Source organism: Parahoeflea halophila, from assembly GCF_900220985.1.
In the GTDB taxonomy this organism is placed as follows: domain Bacteria; phylum Pseudomonadota; class Alphaproteobacteria; order Rhizobiales; family Rhizobiaceae; genus Hoeflea; species Hoeflea halophila.
Genome location: NZ_OCPC01000001.1, coordinates 390,313 through 408,073, shown reverse-complemented (window position 1 = coordinate 408,073; position 17,761 = coordinate 390,313). Strand labels below are relative to the sequence as shown.

The 17,761-nt window shown below is 60.9% G+C and carries 18 protein-coding genes; 9 read left to right on the top strand and 9 right to left on the bottom strand.

All coding sequences use genetic code 11. The annotated features are described in order from the left end of the window. Positions 1–15: 15 nt before the first annotated feature. Positions 16–1,533, bottom strand: a complete 1,518-nt coding sequence (locus tag CRO46_RS02000) for a sensor histidine kinase (protein ID WP_210421489.1) — start codon at positions 1,531–1,533, stop codon at positions 16–18. A 219-nt stretch (positions 1,534–1,752) separates the two neighbouring features. Between CRO46_RS02000 and CRO46_RS01995 the strand changes: the two genes are divergently transcribed. The 5 genes from CRO46_RS01995 to CRO46_RS01975 all read left to right on the top strand — a co-directional run bounded on the left by CRO46_RS01995 (position 1,753) and on the right by CRO46_RS01975 (position 4,818). Then, positions 1,753–2,274 carry a thermonuclease family protein gene (locus CRO46_RS01995; RefSeq protein ID WP_179758916.1) on the top strand — a complete coding sequence of 174 codons (522 nt, stop codon included), beginning with the start codon at positions 1,753–1,755 and terminating at the stop codon, positions 2,272–2,274. Positions 2,275–2,307: 33 nt separating this feature from the next. Further along, the gene (locus CRO46_RS01990) at positions 2,308–2,919 is read left to right on the top strand and encodes a glutathione S-transferase (protein WP_097104522.1); all 612 of its coding nucleotides are present in this window, start codon (positions 2,308–2,310) and stop codon (positions 2,917–2,919) included. Positions 2,920–2,927: 8 nt separating this feature from the next. Beyond that, a complete protein-coding gene (locus CRO46_RS01985; protein WP_097104520.1) occupies positions 2,928–3,587 on the top strand; it encodes a uracil-DNA glycosylase family protein in 660 nt (219 codons plus the stop codon). 105 nt (positions 3,588–3,692) lie between these two features. Next, positions 3,693–4,181: an Lrp/AsnC family transcriptional regulator gene (locus CRO46_RS01980; RefSeq protein ID WP_097104519.1), complete on the top strand. Its 489-nt coding sequence runs from the start codon at positions 3,693–3,695 to the stop codon at positions 4,179–4,181. A gap of 181 nt (positions 4,182–4,362) precedes the next feature. Then, positions 4,363–4,818 (top strand): DUF302 domain-containing protein, encoded by a 456-nt coding sequence (locus tag CRO46_RS01975; protein ID WP_097104518.1) that lies wholly within the window; start codon positions 4,363–4,365, stop codon positions 4,816–4,818. A gap of 13 nt (positions 4,819–4,831) precedes the next feature. Here the strand turns inward: CRO46_RS01975 and CRO46_RS01970 are convergent, their stop codons facing one another. Continuing rightward, the gene (locus CRO46_RS01970) at positions 4,832–5,548 is read right to left on the bottom strand and encodes a DNA alkylation repair protein (RefSeq protein WP_097104517.1); all 717 of its coding nucleotides are present in this window, start codon (positions 5,546–5,548) and stop codon (positions 4,832–4,834) included. Continuing rightward, the gene (locus CRO46_RS01965) at positions 5,549–6,418 is read right to left on the bottom strand and encodes an NAD(P)-dependent oxidoreductase (RefSeq protein WP_097104516.1); all 870 of its coding nucleotides are present in this window, start codon (positions 6,416–6,418) and stop codon (positions 5,549–5,551) included. 94 nt (positions 6,419–6,512) lie between these two features. Between CRO46_RS01965 and CRO46_RS01960 the strand changes: the two genes are divergently transcribed. Then, positions 6,513–8,978 (top strand): penicillin acylase family protein, encoded by a 2,466-nt coding sequence (locus tag CRO46_RS01960; protein ID WP_179758915.1) that lies wholly within the window; start codon positions 6,513–6,515, stop codon positions 8,976–8,978. A 5-nt stretch (positions 8,979–8,983) separates the two neighbouring features. On the opposite strand, the gene CRO46_RS01955 is transcribed toward CRO46_RS01960, so the two are convergent. After that, positions 8,984–9,934, bottom strand: a complete 951-nt coding sequence (locus CRO46_RS01955; RefSeq protein ID WP_143438917.1) for a Tle-like phospholipase domain-containing protein — start codon at positions 9,932–9,934, stop codon at positions 8,984–8,986. A 238-nt stretch (positions 9,935–10,172) separates the two neighbouring features. Here CRO46_RS01955 and CRO46_RS01950 point away from each other — a divergent pair, with 238 nt between their 5' ends. The 3 genes from CRO46_RS01950 (at position 10,173) to CRO46_RS01940 (ending at position 12,823) form a co-directional block, all read left to right on the top strand. Next, positions 10,173–11,003, top strand: a complete 831-nt coding sequence (locus CRO46_RS01950) for an aldo/keto reductase (RefSeq protein WP_097104510.1) — start codon at positions 10,173–10,175, stop codon at positions 11,001–11,003. Between the two features lie 157 nt (positions 11,004–11,160). Beyond that, positions 11,161–12,198, top strand: a complete 1,038-nt coding sequence (locus CRO46_RS01945; protein ID WP_210421469.1) for an NAD(P)H-dependent flavin oxidoreductase — start codon at positions 11,161–11,163, stop codon at positions 12,196–12,198. A gap of 196 nt (positions 12,199–12,394) precedes the next feature. Beyond that, the gene (locus CRO46_RS01940; protein WP_342170730.1) at positions 12,395–12,823 is read left to right on the top strand and encodes a GFA family protein; all 429 of its coding nucleotides are present in this window, start codon (positions 12,395–12,397) and stop codon (positions 12,821–12,823) included. Positions 12,824–12,857: 34 nt separating this feature from the next. Here the strand turns inward: CRO46_RS01940 and CRO46_RS01935 are convergent, their stop codons facing one another. From CRO46_RS01935 to CRO46_RS01915, 5 genes are all read right to left on the bottom strand, one after another. Next, on the bottom strand, positions 12,858–13,670 hold the full coding sequence (locus tag CRO46_RS01935) for a class I SAM-dependent methyltransferase (RefSeq protein WP_097104507.1): 813 nt from the start codon (positions 13,668–13,670) through the stop codon (positions 12,858–12,860). Positions 13,671–13,741: 71 nt separating this feature from the next. Then, positions 13,742–14,572 carry an ABC transporter permease gene (locus tag CRO46_RS01930; protein WP_097104506.1) on the bottom strand — a complete coding sequence of 277 codons (831 nt, stop codon included), beginning with the start codon at positions 14,570–14,572 and terminating at the stop codon, positions 13,742–13,744. Further along, positions 14,569–15,369 carry an ABC transporter permease gene (locus tag CRO46_RS01925; protein ID WP_097104504.1) on the bottom strand — a complete coding sequence of 267 codons (801 nt, stop codon included), beginning with the start codon at positions 15,367–15,369 and terminating at the stop codon, positions 14,569–14,571. Before CRO46_RS01925 ends, CRO46_RS01930 begins: the two co-directional genes overlap by 4 nt. Positions 15,370–15,472: 103 nt before the next feature. Then, positions 15,473–16,270, bottom strand: a complete 798-nt coding sequence (locus CRO46_RS01920) for an ABC transporter substrate-binding protein (RefSeq protein ID WP_097104501.1) — start codon at positions 16,268–16,270, stop codon at positions 15,473–15,475. Between the two features lie 211 nt (positions 16,271–16,481). Beyond that, positions 16,482–17,708, bottom strand: a complete 1,227-nt coding sequence (locus CRO46_RS01915) for a multidrug effflux MFS transporter (protein ID WP_097104499.1) — start codon at positions 17,706–17,708, stop codon at positions 16,482–16,484. Between the last annotated feature and the right edge of the window lie 53 nt (positions 17,709–17,761).

Sequence of the window (17,761 nt, the reverse complement as noted above, 5' to 3'; positions counted from 1 at the left end):
CAACGAGGCCGGAGCTCAGGCGAAGGCTCGCTTCTTCTTGACCGCGCCTCCGGCGACACCTTCGACCGGCGCCATGCTCTCCAGAACACGCTTGGCCGGCAGGATTGCGATGCCTTCGGTGCCTTCGCGCAGCTTGGACTTGAGCACGAACTCGCCGCCGTGCTTGGCGAGAATGGCCTGGACAATCGGCAAGCCCAGGCCGGTGCCCTGTTCGGCGCTCTTGATGGCGACCGAGCCCTGGCCGAAAGCCGACAGCACCACCGGGATTTCCTCTTCGGCAATGCCCGGGCCGTTGTCCTTGATGGCGATGTACTGGCCGCCGCCCGCGGTCCAGCCCAGCTTGACGCGGATTTCGCCGCCCGAGGGGGTAAACTTGACGGCATTAGAGAGCAGGTTGAGGGTGACCTGGCGTATGGATTTCTCGTCAGCCCAGACCGCCGGAAGGTTCTCCTCGAACGCCTCAATAATGCGAATGTTCTTGCTGCGCGCCTTCAGCTGTACAAGCCCGATGCAATCGTCTGCGATATCGGCGAGCGACAGCGCGGCTTCGTTGAGCTCGTAGCGTCCCGCTTCAATGCGCGAAAGGTCGAGAATTTCGTTGATCAGGTTGAGGAGATGCTGTCCGGAGCGGTGAATGTCGCCGACATATTCCTTGTAGCTGGGATTGTCGATCGGGCCCAGAACCTCGCCGGACATGACTTCGGAGAAGCCAAGAATGGCGTTGAGCGGCGTTCTCAATTCATGGCTCATCGAGGCCAGGAACCGTGACTTGGCGAGGTTTGATTCCTCGGCACGGCGACGGGCCTCGTCCGAAACCGAATTGGCGACCTCCAGTTCGGCGATCAGGTCGTCCTTCTCGGTCTGATAGCTGAGCATCTTTACGTTGGTGGTATAAAGCCGTTTCGACATGAAGACGAAAAACAGCGCAGCGGCCACGATCATCACCAATATCGAAACGTCGGCCATGTCGCGGCTGAGGCCTGCGCGCAAGGCGAGGGCCGCGATGATCGGCAATGCGGTGAAATAGAGCGCGTTGCGAAGGGCAAAGGCGGCCATGGCGGTTGCGGCCAATGCAATCAGCAACACCGCGGATTTGTAGAACACGAAAGTATCGCCCTGGCAGGTGGTACAATCCTGGTAGCCAAAGAAGGCCCAGGTGAGACCCAAAACTGCATAAGCGGCAAGAAAGCGATTGCGCCAGCGGCCGAAGCTCTCATCGTTGCTGTGCTCACGCGAGGCGCGGCGGGCGACCAGGACCTGGCCAGCATAAACCACCAGCGTCATCAGGGCCCAGGCCAGCAGCCAGACGGCATCATCGAACCAGAGGCCGCCGACCGCAGTCAGAATGACCAGCACCGGCGGAGCTGCCGCCCCCTGCAATACCGCATTGATGTGCAAACGAAGCATTTCATTGTCGAAGCCGTGCAGCGCATCACGGCCATGCTGCAGTTTCTCGCGCGTCGCGCGCACGGTCTTCATCACCGCTGCGTTCTTGTGGGCGCGCGAGCGATCGACAATGTTCTTGTCGGTCATGGTCTGGGGCGTCGACACAGTTGTCCAGTCTCTCCGTTCGGGCCCAGAATCTAGTCGCCAAAGTTTAAGAACCTGTTTGCAATTGAGCCGTTGCGGCCAATCAATCGGCTTGAACAGGGAAGGCGAATAGGTGCATCTGGCGACATGAGATTTCGCAAGTTCAGGTATGGGCGACCGCGTCCGCGATGGCGCAGATTTGTCGATATATGCGTGGCTATCTTGCTTTTCGCCGGTACGGCCTATGCTGCAGCGCGCCTGGAACGGTTCGCTGCGACCGATATTTCCGGCCAGGTGCGCGTGGTGGACGGCGATAGCCTTGTAATGGGCAACAGGCGATTGCGGCTCAAGGGCATCGACGCGCCGGAACTCAAACAGCGTTGCCGCAAGAACGACCGGGAGTATGGGTGCGGCACCGAGGCGGCATCGTTTCTCCGCGACCTGGTGGCAAATCATCAGGTGATTTGCAGGGGGGAGGGCATTGACCGTTACGGCCGTGATCTGGTCCGATGCAGTGCAGGTGGCGTGGACCTGAATCAGGCAATGGTGCGTTCAGGCCAGGCGGTGGCGTTCGGTGATTATGTCGCGGCCGAGGCCGAAGCCCGCAGTCAACAGGCAGGGCTGTGGGCAGGCGAGTTTGAGCCGCCGAAACAGTGGCGCAAGGTTCACGGCGGGCTGAACGAGGATTTTCATTCGGGATTGTCCGAACTGACAGCTATGTTGAGGCGATTGTTTGGTGTCTGATCGGCACCGTGTTTGGGAGAGAGAGGAAACTTTATGAAGCTTTATGACGGCGGGCGGGCGCCAAATCCGCGCCGGGTTACCGTGTTTCTGGCCGAAAAGGGAATTGATGTCGAAAAAGTCCCGGTGGACATGGGCAAGCTGGGGCACAAGTCCGAGGAGGTCACCCGGCTCAACCCGCTGCAGCGGCTTCCGGTGCTTGAGCTCGACGACGGCACGGCGATCTCGGAAACGGTGGCCATCTGCCGCTATTTCGAGGAGCTTCATCCCGAGCCGGCGCTGATGGGGACCGATGCCAGGGACAAGGCCATCGTGGAAATGTGGAACCGCCGGGTGGAGTTGATCTTTCTCGGCGCGGTCGCCAACGCGTTCCGCCATACCCATCCGGCGATGAAGGAATGGGAAGTGCCGCAACTAGCAGAATGGGGCGAGGTCAACCGGCCCAAGGCGCTGGCATTTCTGGAACTGCTCGACAAGGAACTGGCCGGTCGCGAGTTCATCGCCGGCGACCGCTATACGATCGCAGACATCACCGGGATGATCGGGTTCGATTTCATGAAGCCGGCCCGGATCGAGCGGCCGGAGCATCTTGCCAATGTGATGCGCTGGTACAAGACCGTGTCTTCCCGGCCGAGTGCCAAAATCTAGGCGCAAGCATGAGCAGGGCCACTGAAGAACAGGACCGGGATCCGGAGCTGAGCGCCTTGCTCACCAGGATTTCGGCCTGCCGGATCTGCCGTGACAATCCCGCAGGTGGTCCTGAACGCGCCCTGCCGCACGAGCCAAGGCCAGTCTGCGTTGCCTCGTCGCGTGCGCCGATCCTGATTGCCGGACAGGCGCCGGGTACAAAAGTGCATGCCAGCGGCAGACCGTTTACCGATGCGTCTGGTAACAGGCTGCGCGACTGGCTTGGCGTTAACGAGGCGCAGTTCTACGATCCAGACCTTTTCGCCATCGTGCCGATGGGGTTTTGCTTTCCGGGCCAGGACGCCAAGGGCGGCGACCTGCCGCCGCGCAAGGAGTGCGCGCCGGCCTGGCGTGAGCAGGTGATGGCGCAGATGCCGCAGCTCAAGCTCATCCTGGCGATCGGGCAGTACGCACAGGCCTGGCACCTGGGGTCGCTGAGGCAAAAGTCGCTGACTGAAACGGTCCGCAGCTGGCGTTCTATCCTCTACGCCAATGACACGCCGACGCCGGTGATGCCGTTGCCGCATCCCTCCTGGCGCAACAGCGGTTGGATCAGAAAGAACCCATGGTTCGAAACAGACCTGCTGCCGGAGCTCAAACGCCGGGTATCGATGCTTCTGGAGCGCTGATTTGAATTGAGAATGCTCAAAAGTCGGCTGTGGGAGAAAAATTTTCTTTGTCACGGCTGAACGTGCGGGATATCAGGGAGCTCATTCCTGATCCTGGAGACTCTCATGGACCGCCTAGACCGCAAAATTCTGCGCCTGCTGCAAGAAGACGCCACTTTGGCCGTGGCTGAAATTGCCAAGAAGGTCGGGCTTTCGACAACGCCCTGCTGGCGGCGTATCCAGAAGCTCGAGGAAGACGGGATTATCAAGCGCCGCGTGGCACTGCTTGATCCTGCCTCGGTCAATGCCAAGGTGACGGTGTTCGTTTCGATCCGGACGAACTCGCATTCCAACGAATGGCTCAAACGCTTTTCCGAGGTCATCATCGAATTTCCGGAAGTGGTCGAGTTCTACCGGATGAGCGGGGACGTGGACTATCTGCTGCGCGTTGTGGTGCCGGATATTGCTGCCTATGACGCGTTCTACAAGCGGCTGATCGCGAAGATCGAAATCCGCGACGTCTCATCCTCCTTTGCCATGGAGCAGATCAAGTACACGACGCAGCTTCCGCTCGATTACATCCAGCTCGCCAAGGAGAAATCCGAAGCCAGCTGAGCCGGGTATGGAATGAAGCGCATCATGCGGCACGCGAGCACGTCCTGCTTTTCTGCGGCTGGATGAACTGCTGCAGCGCCGGCATGGCAAAACGCCGCGGTCAGATCGCTCACGGATCTCGCTTTTTCAGTGTATGCTGAAAATGCGATATGTCGGGGATTATCCCACCGGGAGGAAACTCATGAAAACGCTTCTTGCCACAGCGCTGACCATCTTCTTCATGGCAGACGCCGCCCATGCCGCGGACGACGATGTGACGGCCGTCACCAGTGAGGCGGCATTTGCAGATGTTGCGTCGGGGATCGAGAACGCCATTGTCAACCGCGGTTACAAGATCGATTATCACGGCTTCATCGGCGATATGCTGAAACGCACCGCAAGCGACGTCGAGGCCGGCAAGGCGCTCTACAAGGATGCGGAGTTCTTCACCTTCTGCTCGGCGGTTGTGTCGCGAAAGGTGATGGAGGCCGACGCCGCTGACATCGCCTATTGTCCCTATGTCGTGTTCGCCTACGAGACCGAAGATGCGCCGGGTGCTGTCACCATCGGGTTCAGACGGTTGCCCGATGGCGGCGAGCGCGATGCGGTGAATGCGCTTCTGTCGGAGATCATCAAGGATGCAGCCGACGGTTTCTGATCTTTCTGGCGGATCAGGGATTTCTTGAGGCCAGACGCTTGAGGACCTTGTCGTCCGTCAGCTCCTTGACGGCGTTACTGCCGATCCAGCGGGCAGCCTTGTCGTCAGACGCCGCGAGCTTTTGCGCCAGTTCCAGGGCAGGGGCGTGGCAGGTGAAGTTTCGTTTGCCGATCTGGCGCAGCGCCCAGTTGACAGCCTTCTTGACGTAATTTCGCGGATCGGTGGCGTGTCTCTCGATCAGCGGCAGGTATGCGATGAAATCGGCGTCGTCGCGTTTCTTCAGATGCACGGCGGCCCAGGCCAGCATGGCGAAAGCGGTGCGGCGGACGAATTCACGCTCGTCGCTCGCAAGGTCCGGCACCAGTTCGTCAAGATGGCCCGCGTCGACAAACAGGTCGGCGGCGTGGTCGACAATTTCCCAGCTGTTGAAATCGTCGGCCATGCCGCGGGCCTGGGTCGGGCTCACCCGCCCTGGCTCCTCGGTAAACAGCGCCAGCAGCCGGGCTTCGCGGTTTCCGGTCTGCCACAGCTCCAGCGCGCGCTCATGGTCGCGGCCCAGGGCCTTGGCGAAAGGGCGGAGCTCCGAGTTGCCGACCCCGTAGGCGCTGCCGGTGTCAATCCCGAAGCGCGCCATACCGGCAATGTTATGCGCTGACGCACTTGCTTCAAGCCATGCCAGAATATCCGGCACGGTGTAATCGGCGTTTTCGGGCCGGCGGCGAGGCGGCATCTACTTCTCCAGACGCGCCAGCAGCGAGGAAGTATCCCAGCGGTTGCCGCCCATGGCCTGGACGTCGGCATAGAATTGGTCAACCAGCGCTGTGACAGGAAGCTTGGCGCCGTTGCGCCTCGCTTCAGTCAGCACGATGTCGAGGTCCTTGCGCATCCAGTCGACGGCAAAACCGTAATCATACTTGCCGGCGTTCATGGTCTTGTGGCGGTTTTCCATCTGCCAGGAGCCGGCGGCGCCCTTGGAGATCACCTCGACAACCTTCTCGATGTCGAGACCGGCCTTCTTGCCGAAATGGATTCCTTCGGAGAGCCCTTGGACCAGGCCTGCGATGCAGATCTGGTTGATCATCTTGGTCAGTTGGCCGCTGCCGACAGGACCCATCAGGCCGACCATTCGGGCATAGGCGTCGATGACCGGGCTTGCCTTTTCGAAGGTTGCCTCATCACCGCCGACCATGACGGTGAGCACGCCATTGTCGGCGCCGGCCTGGCCGCCCGAGACCGGCGCATCGAGAAAGCCGCAGCCCTTGTCGCTGCAGGCCTTGGCGAGTTCGCGCGCCACTTCGGCGGAGGCGGTGGTGTTGTCGATCAGGATTGCGCCCTCGCTCATCCCGTGCAGGACACCGCCCGGCGCCAGGGTGACTGCGCGCAGATCGTCATCGTTGCCGACGCAGGTGAAGACGAAATCGGCCCCCTTGGCGGCGTCCGCGGGGGTTTCACAGGCGGTGCCGCCAAACTCGTCGGCCCATTTGCGGGCCTTCTCGGCGGTACGGTTGTAGACCCGGAGTTCATGGCCGCCCTTGGTCTTGAGGTGTCCTGCCATGGGGTAGCCCATAACGCCCAGACCAATGAATGCTACTGTTGCCATTTCGCCTATCCTTCTGTCACAAATGCGCTTTACGCCTAACCTTGTTGCAAGTTACGTAATGCAACTTGTCAGATCCTTGGAGGGACATAGACCCATGATGCGTATCCTCAAAGGGCTTATCAAGCTCATTCTGTTTCTTGTTCCCCTGGCCGTGATGGTTGCGGGAGCCGGGATATTGTGGGCTTCGCGATCACAGGCACCGCTCGACGGCGCCATGCAGATCGCCGGCCTCGGCGAGGATGTGACGATCACACGGGATGGCAACGGGGTGCCCCATATCAAAGCCAAAACCCGGGCTGACGCGGCTGCCGGTCTCGGTTTCGCGCACGCCCAGGACCGGCTTTGGCAGATGGAAGTCAGCCGCATGGCCGGGCAGGGACGTTTGTCGGAGATGTTTGGTGAGGCCACCGTCGGTACCGACATATGGCTTCGCACGATGGGCATTCACGACGCGGCCGAAGGTTCGCTCAGTGTCATGGATGCCGATACGATGGCGATGCTCGAGGGCTATGCCCGTGGAGTCAATGCCTGGATGGAGCGCGACCCGCGGGTGTTTTCGGCCAAGTTACCGCCGGAATTTCTGATCCTTGGCCATGAGCCGGAACCGTGGCGGCCGGTCGACACGCTAACCGCAATCAAGATGATGTCGATCTCGCTGGCGCAAAATCTCGGCGAAGAAGCGCTGCGGCTGGGTTTCGCCCGCCTCGGACTGAGCGAGCCGGAGATCCAGGATCTGCTGCCTTATCTCGATGTCGACGCTGCGCCCGACATGCCGGATCTGACCAAGCTGCTCGGGCTCGAGACCGGGCCGATCGGGGCTGAGATGGTTTCTGCCGATGCCTCGGACAGCTTTGCCGGTATCGACGGCGTGCTGGCGACAGGCGCGTCCAACAACTGGGTGATCTCGGGTGAGCGCACCCAGTCCGGCCTGCCGATTGTTGCCAATGACCCGCATCTCGGACTGATGGCGCCATCGGTCTGGTATCTCGCGCATATGGAGGTCACGGAGGAGTTCGACGAGCCAAGGCACCTGATCGGCACGTCGCTGCCGGGCACACCGTTCGTGTTGCTGGGGCGCGGCAATGACATCGCCTGGGGGTTCACCAACACCGCGTCGGATGTCCAGGACGTCTTCGTCGAGCGGGTCAACCCGGACAATGAAGATGAATACCTGACGCCGACGGGGTGGGCGGAATTCGGCACGAAGGACGAGATCATCAAGGTCAAGGGTGGAGACGACCAGCGCTTTACCCGCCGCTGGACCCGGCATGGGCCGGTGTTTCCGGCCAGCTACAAGGATTTTGACAAGCTGCTGCCGGACAACACGGTTGCAGCACTGCAATGGGTGGCGCTAGCGCATGACGACACCACCGCGATGGCCGGCCCGCGCCTTTACAACATGCGCACGGTCGAGGATTTCCAGGCCGGGTTCGAGGTGTTCGTGACACCGATGCAGTCGATGGTGGTGGGCGACCGGTCGGGCAATATCGGCTTTGTTGCCGCCGGCCGGCTGCCGCGGCGCGATCCGGCCAACCAGCTGATGGGGCGTGCGCCGGCGCCTGGCTGGAATGCGATCTATGACTGGCGCGGCTATGCGCCCTACCGCGATCTGCCGCGCGAGAACAATCCCGAAAGCGGGTTGATTGCCACCGCCAACACCAAGATCGTAGGCCCGGACTACCCATTGCACCTGACCTTCGACTGGGATGAACCCTACCGCCAGGACCGCATCGAAGCGCTGATCAACGGCAGGGAGGAAAAGCACACCGTGGCGATGTCACGCCAGGTACAGGCCGACGTGTTCTCGCCCGCCTTTGCGAGCCTGAAACCGCGCATGCTCAAGGCACTGGAGGGCAAATCCCTGTCTGCCTCCGATCAGGACCTGGTCGCCCTTCTTGCGTCCTGGGACGAGACCATGGCGCGTGACGCAAGCGAACCGCTCTTGTTCATGGCCTGGGTGCGCCATGCCATGATCATGGCGTTCGAGGATGATCTCGGTTTCCTGTTCGAGGACTGGTTCAGGATCCGCGGCAAGGTGATGGAGCGGCTGCTCGACGGGGAAACCGCGCGCAACTGGTGCGACATCGCCACCACCGAAGCCGAGGAGAGCTGCGAGCAGATCGTCGGCGCGGCATTCGACGCCGCCGTTGCGGATCTGAGTGCCCGCTACGGCGACGATGCCAGCCAGTGGCGATGGGGTGAGGCGCATTATGCCAGGGGCGCGCACCGCCCGTTTGGCGAAGTCGGGCTGCTCAAACGTTTCTTCAACGTCGAGGTCGAAAGCGGCGGCGGGCCGTTCACCCTGGATCGCGGGCGCACCCAGGTGCAGGATGACGACGACCCTTACGCCAACACCAATGCCGCAAGCTATCGTGGGATTTTCGATCTGGCGGATCTCGACCGGGCCACTTACATTCAGACCACTGGCCAGTCGGGAAATGTGTTTTCCGGCCATTACAGCGATTTCGCCCCGATCTGGGCCGATGTGAATTCGATCGAGATCCCGGCAACCGACGTGGTGGACCCGGCAGGGGTGTGGAGGCTCAGCCCCGCAAGTTGATCGGGCTAGAAGTCATTTGCAAGTGCGCAGGCGAGATCCTCGATGCTGTGCTGGGTGACCAGCCCGCGGCTGCCATAATTATAGGTCGCCTCGATGATCTTCGGGTTTTTCTCGACTACGGGGTAGATGATCTTCATGAAGGCCCGCAGCAGAGCCAGGATTTCGCCGCGCTCGCTGATGCGGTAGATCCGTAGTCCCTGCTTGTTCACGCCGCGGTCGGGGATATCGTAAAATCCGGTGACGCTGGTGCCGTTGAAGGAATAAACGCGCTTGATGCGCGAGCTGGCATAGCCCGCGTGCTGGGCCAGGCCGCCGCCGAGGGAATGGCCAGTGGCGATGATTTCGGGCGTGCCCAGCCCCTGGAGTTCCGGGTGATCGACCAGCAATTGATCGGAAATGTGGATCGCAATGCTGCGGGCGAGATCATACTGGTCCCATCCAGCACCGGAATATTTGGTAATCCAGCGTGCGTTGCTCCACCAGTCGCCCCAGGTCTGGGTGCCGCGAAAGACCAGCGCGACCTGGACTTTTTCGGGACTGATCCTCCGGTACCAGACAGCGTAGCTCAATGCGCCGTCCCATCTTGCCTGGTTGCCGTCGCGGTGGTCCGGCATAGCAGGAACGGTGGCGGATGCCGGCAGGCGTGTCCAGTCGGCAAGGATCTCAGCCAGGTCACAGGCTGCCGGAGACGTTTTCGGCTTCGGACTGTCTGAGAGACGATAGACTTCGGCGCTCATGGCGGCGAAATACTTGGCCTCGTACAGATCCGAGGCGGTTGTGCCCTGCTTCAGCTCCTCGACCGATTCCAGCAGGCCCGCGATCCGGGCATAGCCCTTTTCAAGCGTGACAATGTTGTAGGTCCGCACCCCGAGTATCCACAGGGTCAGAATCAGCAGAAACGCCGTTTGATACGGGTGTTTGGCAATAACCGACATGATTGCGCGAAAGAAACTCACGGTTCGTCCTCCCCGGCTTAACAATCCATCAGGTTGCAACTATACCAATATTTGAATGCAGAACGGTCGTTATTCGTTGATTCACGTCAAGGAGAGCCCAAATCGGTCCTGGCGGCCGGGCCGCCAAATGACCGCCAAGGAATGGCGAAAGGGGTTGTAGCTCGGGGCTCTGCGACTAAGTGGGGGAAATGCGAGCTCTGAAATCGCAGCTTGCCCTCATTGAAATCAAGGAACGAGTATGACTGACCAAAACACCATTGCCTTTCATGACGGAAACTCAATCCCGCAGCTGGGATTCGGCATCTGGCAGATTCCGCAGGACGAGACTGCAGCAGCGGTCGAAAGCGCCATCAAGACCGGCTACCGGCTGATCGACGGAGCTTTCATCTACGGCAACGAGACCGGTCTCGGTGAAGGTCTGAGGAATTCCGGCGTGGCGCGCGAGGAAATCTTCGTCACCACGAAAGTCTGGAACCGTGACCAGGGACGCGACAAGGCCCGGGCATCGGTGGAGCGCAGTCTGAAGAGCATCGGCGTCGACAAGCTCGATCTGGTGCTGATCCACTGGCCGGTGCCGGGCCGGGACCTTTATGTCGAAACCTGGAAGGCGCTGATCGAAATGCGTGATGAAGGGCTGATCCGTTCGATTGGTGTGTCGAATTTCAATGCCGACCATCTGACGCGGGTCATCGAGGAGACCGGTGAAGCGCCCGTGCTCAACCAGATCGAGATCAACCCACAACTGCAGCAGCCGGAGTTGCGGGCGTTCTGCAACAGCCGCAAGATCGTCGCCCAGGCCTGGACGCCGCTCGGCAACGGCAAGTCCTTCGAGGCCGAGCCGATCAAGGCTGTCGCGGCCCGGACCGGCAAGAGCCCGGCCCAGGTTGTCCTGCGCTGGCACATGCAACTCGGCCACGCGGCGATCGCCCGTTCGGTCAATCCGGGCCGCCAGGCGGAGAACCTTAATGTGTTCGATTTTTCCCTGACCGACGACGAAATGAAGACCATTGAAGGCCTCGACATCGGCTTGCGCAATGGTCCTGATCCGTCGGTGTTCAAATTGATGTAAGGCGTTGCGTATTCAGACAAACAAATCACGGCCGCGACATGCAGACCGCATTTCGCGGTCTTCTGCTATCCAATGACGGTCGGCTACTCTGGTGAGGTCGATTGCCGGAAGGCCTGATGCGCTCCCTGCAGCGGGGCTGCGGTTGACGTGAAGTCAAATGTCGGGCCAACTCTCCGTAATCATCAGCCGGGGGATTGGAAAAGTGCGGACTGAACTTTGCAAGCTCCTGGGTATCGAGAAACCGATCCTGTCCGCGCCCATGGGTGGTGCGGCCGGGCCCGATCTGGTTGCGGCCGTTTGCGGCGCAGGTGGCTACGGTGTGATCCCCTTGTGGGGCAAACCGGTGGATCAAGTCATTTCCGGTATTGATCAGGTCAGGGCGCTGACGGGCCGGAATTTTGCCGTCAACCTGAATTTGTCATTTCCTTACTTGGACCAGCTGCAGGCCTGTATCGACAAAAAGGTCCACGCAGTATCGCTGTTTTGGGGCATGGAGCCCTCTGCCATCGCAACGGCCAAGGACGGCGGACTTGTCGTGCTGGTGAGCGTCGGGAGCGCTAAGGAAGCGAAGATCGCAGAAGAGGCCGGTGCAGATGTCATCATCGCACAGGGTTGGGAAGCGGGCGGCCACGTCTGGGGGCAAGTCTCGACCATGGCTCTCGTTCCGGCGGTCGCCGATGCGGTCCGGATTCCCGTCGTCGCCGCAGGCGGCATCGCGGATGGCCGGGGAATGGCCGCAGCGATCATGCTCGGGGCGTCGGGAGTGTGGATCGGCACGCGTTTCCTGGCCAGCACGGAAGCCACGATCCACTCGGAGTATCGCCAGCGCATCTTGAGCGCCACCGAGACGCAAACGGAGTGGAGCCATGATCTCTATGACATTGCGTGGCCGGATGCGCCGCATCGTGCCTTGTCCAACTCGACGTCGCAGAAATGGCGTGAGGCAGGTTCACCGTCACCGGGCAATCGCCCTGACGAAGGTGAAGTTGTCGGCCATCGGCCCAATGGTGATGCCGTCTTGAGGTACCAAAGCTACACCCCGCTCCAAGGCACACAGGGAAATGTTGAAGCCATGTCGCTTTGGGCCGGGCAAGGGGTGTCGCTCGTGCGCAGCATTGCCCCGGCCGCCGACATCGTCGAAGAAATCTACCGCGAGGCCATCGAGGTCATGCAAACGCGGAGGGGGGTGGCGTGACCTGCGGTGAAACGGCCCTTTATCGCCGCTCTGAATGCCTGGCGGCGTTTGCGGATCTGGAAGCTTGGCAATGGTGAAAGGCGCGTCAAAGTGTATGAACACCAGCTTGTGGGATGGGGAGTGTCAGGCAGATCAGCACTTTGCCGAGGACGGTCGGGAACAATGAACGGATAATCCGTCTGTGAGGGCACGAACGATGACGCCGCTTGAAGGCGGATGTATCTGCGGAAATATCAGGTTTCGCACGATGTCGCCTCCCGAATTTCCGCACACATGTTCCTGCCGCATGTGCCAACGTCATACAGGCTCTCTCACAGCAGCATGGGTGGAGTTTCCGGCGGACTCCGTCAAATGGACCGGTCCGGGCGGCAAACCGAGCACTTTTCGTTCATCGGAGACGTCAAGCCGAGCCATTTGTGCGGTCTGCGGCAGCAGTATCGGGGCTATGGACGACGCTCCGGCCGTGGCCATTCTGACCGGGGTTTTCGACAAGCCGTACCTTGGAGGTGCTCAGGCCCGATGCACATTCCTACAAAGCATGGCGTCCGAACTGGTGGCGGCCAGGAATCACTCCCTAAACGCTATCAAAAGCCAAACTGTAGTCGGCGGGTGTGGCCCACTTTAAGCAGTTGGGCCTGTTCGCACCTAATCAGCAAGCCTTAGCTCTTCCGTGCAATAAAGAGATGCCCCGCGATTGGCAGGCCCTGTTCGTGGCGGACAATGATATCCCCGGCTTCAAGCGTTTCGAAGCCCGCGGCGGACAGTGCCTCGCGGACATAGGCCTGCGTGTGGGCGAAGCGCTGGAAGCGGCCGACGGTGTAGGGGCGGCCTTCAAAATCCGCGTCGGGCAGGGTTTCGCTGGAAAAGCAGAACAGCGCCTTGGGCAGGGCGTTTCTCGCCGCCGCTACGAACAGCGGTTCGAGCGCGCCGAGATAGGGCAGCACGTCTGTGGCGGCGATGAGGTCGAAAGGGTCATCCTCGTTGTCTTCGAGATAGTCGACGGCGTCGGCGACATAGAGCGTGTCGTAGAGGCCTTTTTCGTGGGCAATCTCGACCATGTTCTCGGCCAGGTCGAGGCCGGTGGCGTCATCGACCATGTCTTCCAGCGCACCGCCGGTCAGGCCGGTGCCGCAGCCGAGATCGAGCATCCGCTCGAAGCTGGTTTCGCCAAGCTCGATCAGGCGTTGTCTGAGCAGCAGCGGCACGTGGTAGCCGAGATCCTCGACCAGAACCTTGTCGAAAACTTCCGCATGCTGGTCGAACAGGGTGGTGACATAGGCTTCCGGTGCGCGCGCCGGCACCTCACCACGCTTCATCGAGGCAAGCCGCACCGCGGCGCCGCCGTGATCGTCGGGATCAAGCGCCAGGACTTCCGCATAGGCTTGAGCAGCCAGGTCGAAGTCGCCGGATTTTTCCAGCGCGAGCGCACGGTTGTAGGCTTCCGCAAGGGCATCGTCGTCGGTCTTGGCCATGAACGGCTCCAATTTCGGTTTCGCGCTCCTTTTATACAAAGGCGCGGGCGCGGCAAGCGGGGATTGGCGTGTCAGCGCTTTAGGTGGCGGGTCAGCCGCTGTTCGAGCTTTTCCCAGATGTTGCGCAGGGTCTCGACGATGATGAGATAAAACACCGCGGCCCAGATATAGGTCTGGAAATCGAAGGTGCGCGAATAGGCGCGCCGGGTTTCGCCCATCAGGTCGAACACGGTGACAATGGCGACAATCGCCGAGCCCTTGATCATCAGGATGATCTCGTTGCCGTAAGGCCTCAGCGCCACGATCATCGCCTGCGGCAGGATGATGCGGTGGAAGGTCTGGAACCGGGTCAGTCCGAGGGCTGCAGCCCCTTCATGCTGGCCACGGGGCACGCTCTCGATTGCGCCGCGCAGGATTTCGGCCTGGTAGGCTGCGGTGTTGAGCGTGAATGCGAACAGGGCGCAGTTCCAGGCATCGCGGAAAAACACCCACAGGCCAACGGCCTCGAGTTCGTGGCGGAAGCTGCCGAAGCCGTAATAGATCAGGAACAGTTGCGCGATCAGCGGTGTGCCACGGAAAAAATAGACGTAGCCGTAAGCTATAGAAGAGAGAAAGCGGTTGGATGACATCCGGCCGAAGGCGACGGGGACCGAAAGCAGTGCGCCGAGCGAGATCGATATGGCCACCAGGGTCAGCGTGACGCCCAGTCCGGAAAGGAATTTCGGCCCGTAGGTGGCGACCTTGTCGATGTCCCAGGCGTCCACCAGCCAGAGCACCAGGGCGATTCCGGCGGCGATCCAGAGGCCGAGCAGGACAGCGCCTAGAATGCGCAGGCCGCTCCAGCGGAAAGCTTCGACCGGTGGCGGCGGCTGCGGCGGGATCAGGTCGTTGGCAATGCTCATCGGCTCACTCCCGAACGCCGCACCCGGGTTTCGATCTTCGAGAACACCACCGAGGAGGCCATGGCGAGCGCCAGGAACAACAGGCAGGCAATGCTGTAGAAAAAGAAGGCTTCCTTGGTCACCTTGGCGGCAATGCCGGTCTGGCGCAGCGTGTCGCCCAGCCCGATCACCGAGATAAGTGCCGTGTCCTTGATCAGGATCATCCAGAGATTGCCGAGACCTGGCAGGGCGATGCGAACAAGCTGCGGCAGGATGACAAGCCGCATGGTCTTGCCCGGGCGCAGGCCGAGCGCATGGGCCCCCTCGTACTGGCCCTTGGGGATCGCCTTGAAGGCGGATGACAGCACTTCCGAGGCGTAGGCGGAGAAGACCAGCGACAGCGCAATGGTGCCTGCGACAAAGGAATTGATGTCGAAGCCGCGCTCGAATCCGAGTGCGATGGCGACTTCGCGGACCGCGATCTGCAGGCCGAAATAGATCATGAAGATGGTCAAAAGTTCAGGCAGGCCGCGGAAGATGGTGGTGTAGATGTCGGCGGCAGCGCGGAGCGAGCGGATCTCGGTCTGCTTGGCCAGTGCAAGAAACAGGCCGATGATCAGCCCGATGGGAAGCGTACACAGCGCCAGCGTGATGGTGACGAAGAAGCCGCGCGCGACCTCGTCTCCCCAGCCGGTGTCGCCGCATGACAGAAGCGAACCTTCCGGCAGAAGGTTGAGTACCCCGACTGGGCCGCAGAACGGGTCGAACAGCGATACGAACGCATAAAGCTGGGCTCCCAGCGTTGCTGTCGGTTCCATGCTGTCCCCTGACCCGTGCCGCATTGGTGCGGTCTTGGTGCGCGGCGGCGGACGAATTCCTCGCCCGCCGCCCTTTTGCGGTCTCTACCGGTGAATGGCCGGCTTAGTCGCCATAGACGTCAACTTCAAAATACTTGTCGTTGATTTCCTCGTAGGTGCCGTTTTCGCGGATCGCCGCGATGGCGGTGTTGAACATGTCACGCAGCTCGGTTTCGCCCTTGCGAATGGCGATACCGGCGCCTTCGCCATTGATCACCGGGTCCGGTGTCAGGGTGCCGAGCAGCTTGCAGCAGGTGCCGGCATCGGATTTCAGCCATTCGCTCAGCACGATGACGTCGTCGATGACCGCGTCGATGCGGCCCGAATCGATGTCGAGCTTGTACTCGTCCGGGGTCGGGTAGAGCTTGAGCTCAGCCGACGGCAGCTTCTCTTCCGCGTAGTTCGAGTGCGTGGTCGAGGACTGGGCGCCGATCAGCTTGCCGGCAAGGCCTGCATCGGAGGCTTCGGTGATCGGGCTGTCCTTCGGCACGGCAATCGCCGGCGGTGTGTTGTAGTACTTGTTGGTGAAGTCGACCTTTTCCTTGCGTTCTTCGGTGATCGACATCGAGGCGATGATGGCGTCGAACTTGCCGGCAAGAAGTGCGGGAATGATGCCGTCCCAATCCTGGGTGACGAATTCACACTCGACCTTCATCTCTTCACACAGCGCCTTGGCGATGTCGATGTCGAAGCCGACGAGGCTTCCGTCGGATTCGAGATTGTTGAAGGGAGGGTAGGCACCTTCCGTGCCGATGACGACCTTCTTGATGCCTCCATGGCTCTCTGCCTGGGCCGCGGCACCCATCGACAGGATGAGGGCGGCAGCGGAGACTGCCAGCGTGATGCGTTTTGAAATAAACATAGGTGTCCTCTCTGTTGGCAGGATTGCGGCTTGTTGACCGCCGCATTCCCATGATCGCAGGTGTTGCTCACCGCGCTGGGACGGATATTCCCACTGTTTCGCGGGCGATTGCAACAGGAAATACAGTCTTACCCAAAGCCAGTTTGGGTAAGGTTTCACCATGGGCGTTCGTAGCGCAGGCATTGACGGTGCAGCCAGTCCGCGATCTTGATCAGGCGCCGTTGATCCTTGCGTCTGCGGTAAGGCTGTTCTCGACGCGGATGACGTAGAGCGTTGCAAAAATGGAGACGACACAGGAAGCCAGCATGACGATGATCAGGGGGTAGGGACCGGTCTCGGGGGACATGATGGACCCGGCGAAGGCAGACAGGGCGGCGCCGCCGCCGATCATCATGGCGCCGCCGAGACCTGAGGCAGAGCCGGCCAGGTGCGGACGGACGCTGACGATGCCGGCATTGGCACTGGGCAGCGTGACCCCGTTTCCAAGTCCGAGGAAAAAGATTGGACCAAAGAACGACATTGGATGCCACAGCCCTGCAAGAAACAGGGCCAGGGTCATGATCATGCCCAAGGTGGCAATGATGCATCCCGTCACCATCATGCGGTTGATGCCGATGCGGCTGGCAAAACGCCCGGACAGGAAGTTGCCGGCCATGTATCCCAGCGCGATGAACACGAAGTAGAGACCCAGTTCGGAAGGTTCCATGTCGAGGATCCGGGTGGCCACGAACGGGCCGCCACCCAAGAACGAAAAGAAAGATCCCGATGCGAAGGTGGCTGTCAGCGAATAGCCCCAGAAACGGCGGGAGCGGAGAAGTTCCGGGTAGGCGCGGAACTGGACCAGCATGCTGGGCGAGCGGTTCTGGTTGGTTTCTCCCAGGTCAGTGAGCAACAGGATGAACGCCGCAAGGCCGCAGGCGAACAGCAGCGCAAACACCGATTGCCAGCCGAACAGCTCCTCCATCAGACCGCCAAGCACCGGGCCGATCATCGGTGCCAGTGTCATGCCCATGGTGACGTAGCCGATCATCGAGGCTGCCTGGTCGGCGCTGACGATATCGCGGACCACTGCGCGGGACAGCACCATCCCGGATACCACTGCAGCCTGCAGCATGCGGATGGCCAGAAACACCTCTATGCTGGGCGCAAAGGGCGTCAGAGCGGTGGCCAGGAGGAAGATGGAGAGACTCACGATCATCACCGGGCGCCGGCCGTAACGGTCCGACAAGGGACCGATGACCAATTGCAACAGGCCGGTTACGGCCAGGTAGCCCGACACGGCCAGCTGAACCAGTGCGTAATCTGCCTGATAATAGGTGGAAATGCCTGGCAGCGAGGGGAGAATGAGGTTCATGTTCAACGCACTCAGGCCCGCGATCACCACAAGAGTGGCGATGTGCGGCGGGGTTGTGCGATTGAGAAAGACTGTCTTGTTCATCGTTGGTGTTTTGTGCCTTCAGCACCGGGGATGCAACCGAATTCCGCCGGGTT

Excerpts from the sequence above, each read along its gene's own strand:
- CRO46_RS01940 (WP_342170730.1), top strand. The coding sequence starts at position 12,395 with ATGACGCCGCTTGAAGGCGGATGTATCTGCGGAAATATCAGGTTTCGC.
- CRO46_RS01990 (WP_097104522.1), top strand. The coding sequence starts at position 2,308 with ATGAAGCTTTATGACGGCGGGCGGGCGCCAAATCCGCGCCGGGTTACC.
- CRO46_RS01925 (WP_097104504.1), bottom strand. The coding sequence starts at position 15,369 with ATGGAACCGACAGCAACGCTGGGAGCCCAGCTTTATGCGTTCGTATCG.
- CRO46_RS01960 (WP_179758915.1), top strand. The coding sequence starts at position 6,513 with ATGATGCGTATCCTCAAAGGGCTTATCAAGCTCATTCTGTTTCTTGTT.
- CRO46_RS02000 (WP_210421489.1), bottom strand. The coding sequence starts at position 1,533 with ATGACCGACAAGAACATTGTCGATCGCTCGCGCGCCCACAAGAACGCA.
- CRO46_RS01970 (WP_097104517.1), bottom strand. The coding sequence starts at position 5,548 with ATGCCGCCTCGCCGCCGGCCCGAAAACGCCGATTACACCGTGCCGGAT.
- CRO46_RS01950 (WP_097104510.1), top strand. The coding sequence starts at position 10,173 with ATGACTGACCAAAACACCATTGCCTTTCATGACGGAAACTCAATCCCG.
- CRO46_RS01980 (WP_097104519.1), top strand. The coding sequence starts at position 3,693 with ATGGACCGCCTAGACCGCAAAATTCTGCGCCTGCTGCAAGAAGACGCC.
- CRO46_RS01935 (WP_097104507.1), bottom strand. The coding sequence starts at position 13,670 with ATGGCCAAGACCGACGACGATGCCCTTGCGGAAGCCTACAACCGTGCG.
- CRO46_RS01975 (WP_097104518.1), top strand. The coding sequence starts at position 4,363 with ATGAAAACGCTTCTTGCCACAGCGCTGACCATCTTCTTCATGGCAGAC.
- CRO46_RS01930 (WP_097104506.1), bottom strand. The coding sequence starts at position 14,572 with ATGAGCATTGCCAACGACCTGATCCCGCCGCAGCCGCCGCCACCGGTC.
- CRO46_RS01945 (WP_210421469.1), top strand. The coding sequence starts at position 11,161 with ATGTCGGGCCAACTCTCCGTAATCATCAGCCGGGGGATTGGAAAAGTG.
- CRO46_RS01920 (WP_097104501.1), bottom strand. The coding sequence starts at position 16,270 with ATGTTTATTTCAAAACGCATCACGCTGGCAGTCTCCGCTGCCGCCCTC.
- CRO46_RS01915 (WP_097104499.1), bottom strand. The coding sequence starts at position 17,708 with ATGAACAAGACAGTCTTTCTCAATCGCACAACCCCGCCGCACATCGCC.
- CRO46_RS01965 (WP_097104516.1), bottom strand. The coding sequence starts at position 6,418 with ATGGCAACAGTAGCATTCATTGGTCTGGGCGTTATGGGCTACCCCATG.
- CRO46_RS01985 (WP_097104520.1), top strand. The coding sequence starts at position 2,928 with ATGAGCAGGGCCACTGAAGAACAGGACCGGGATCCGGAGCTGAGCGCC.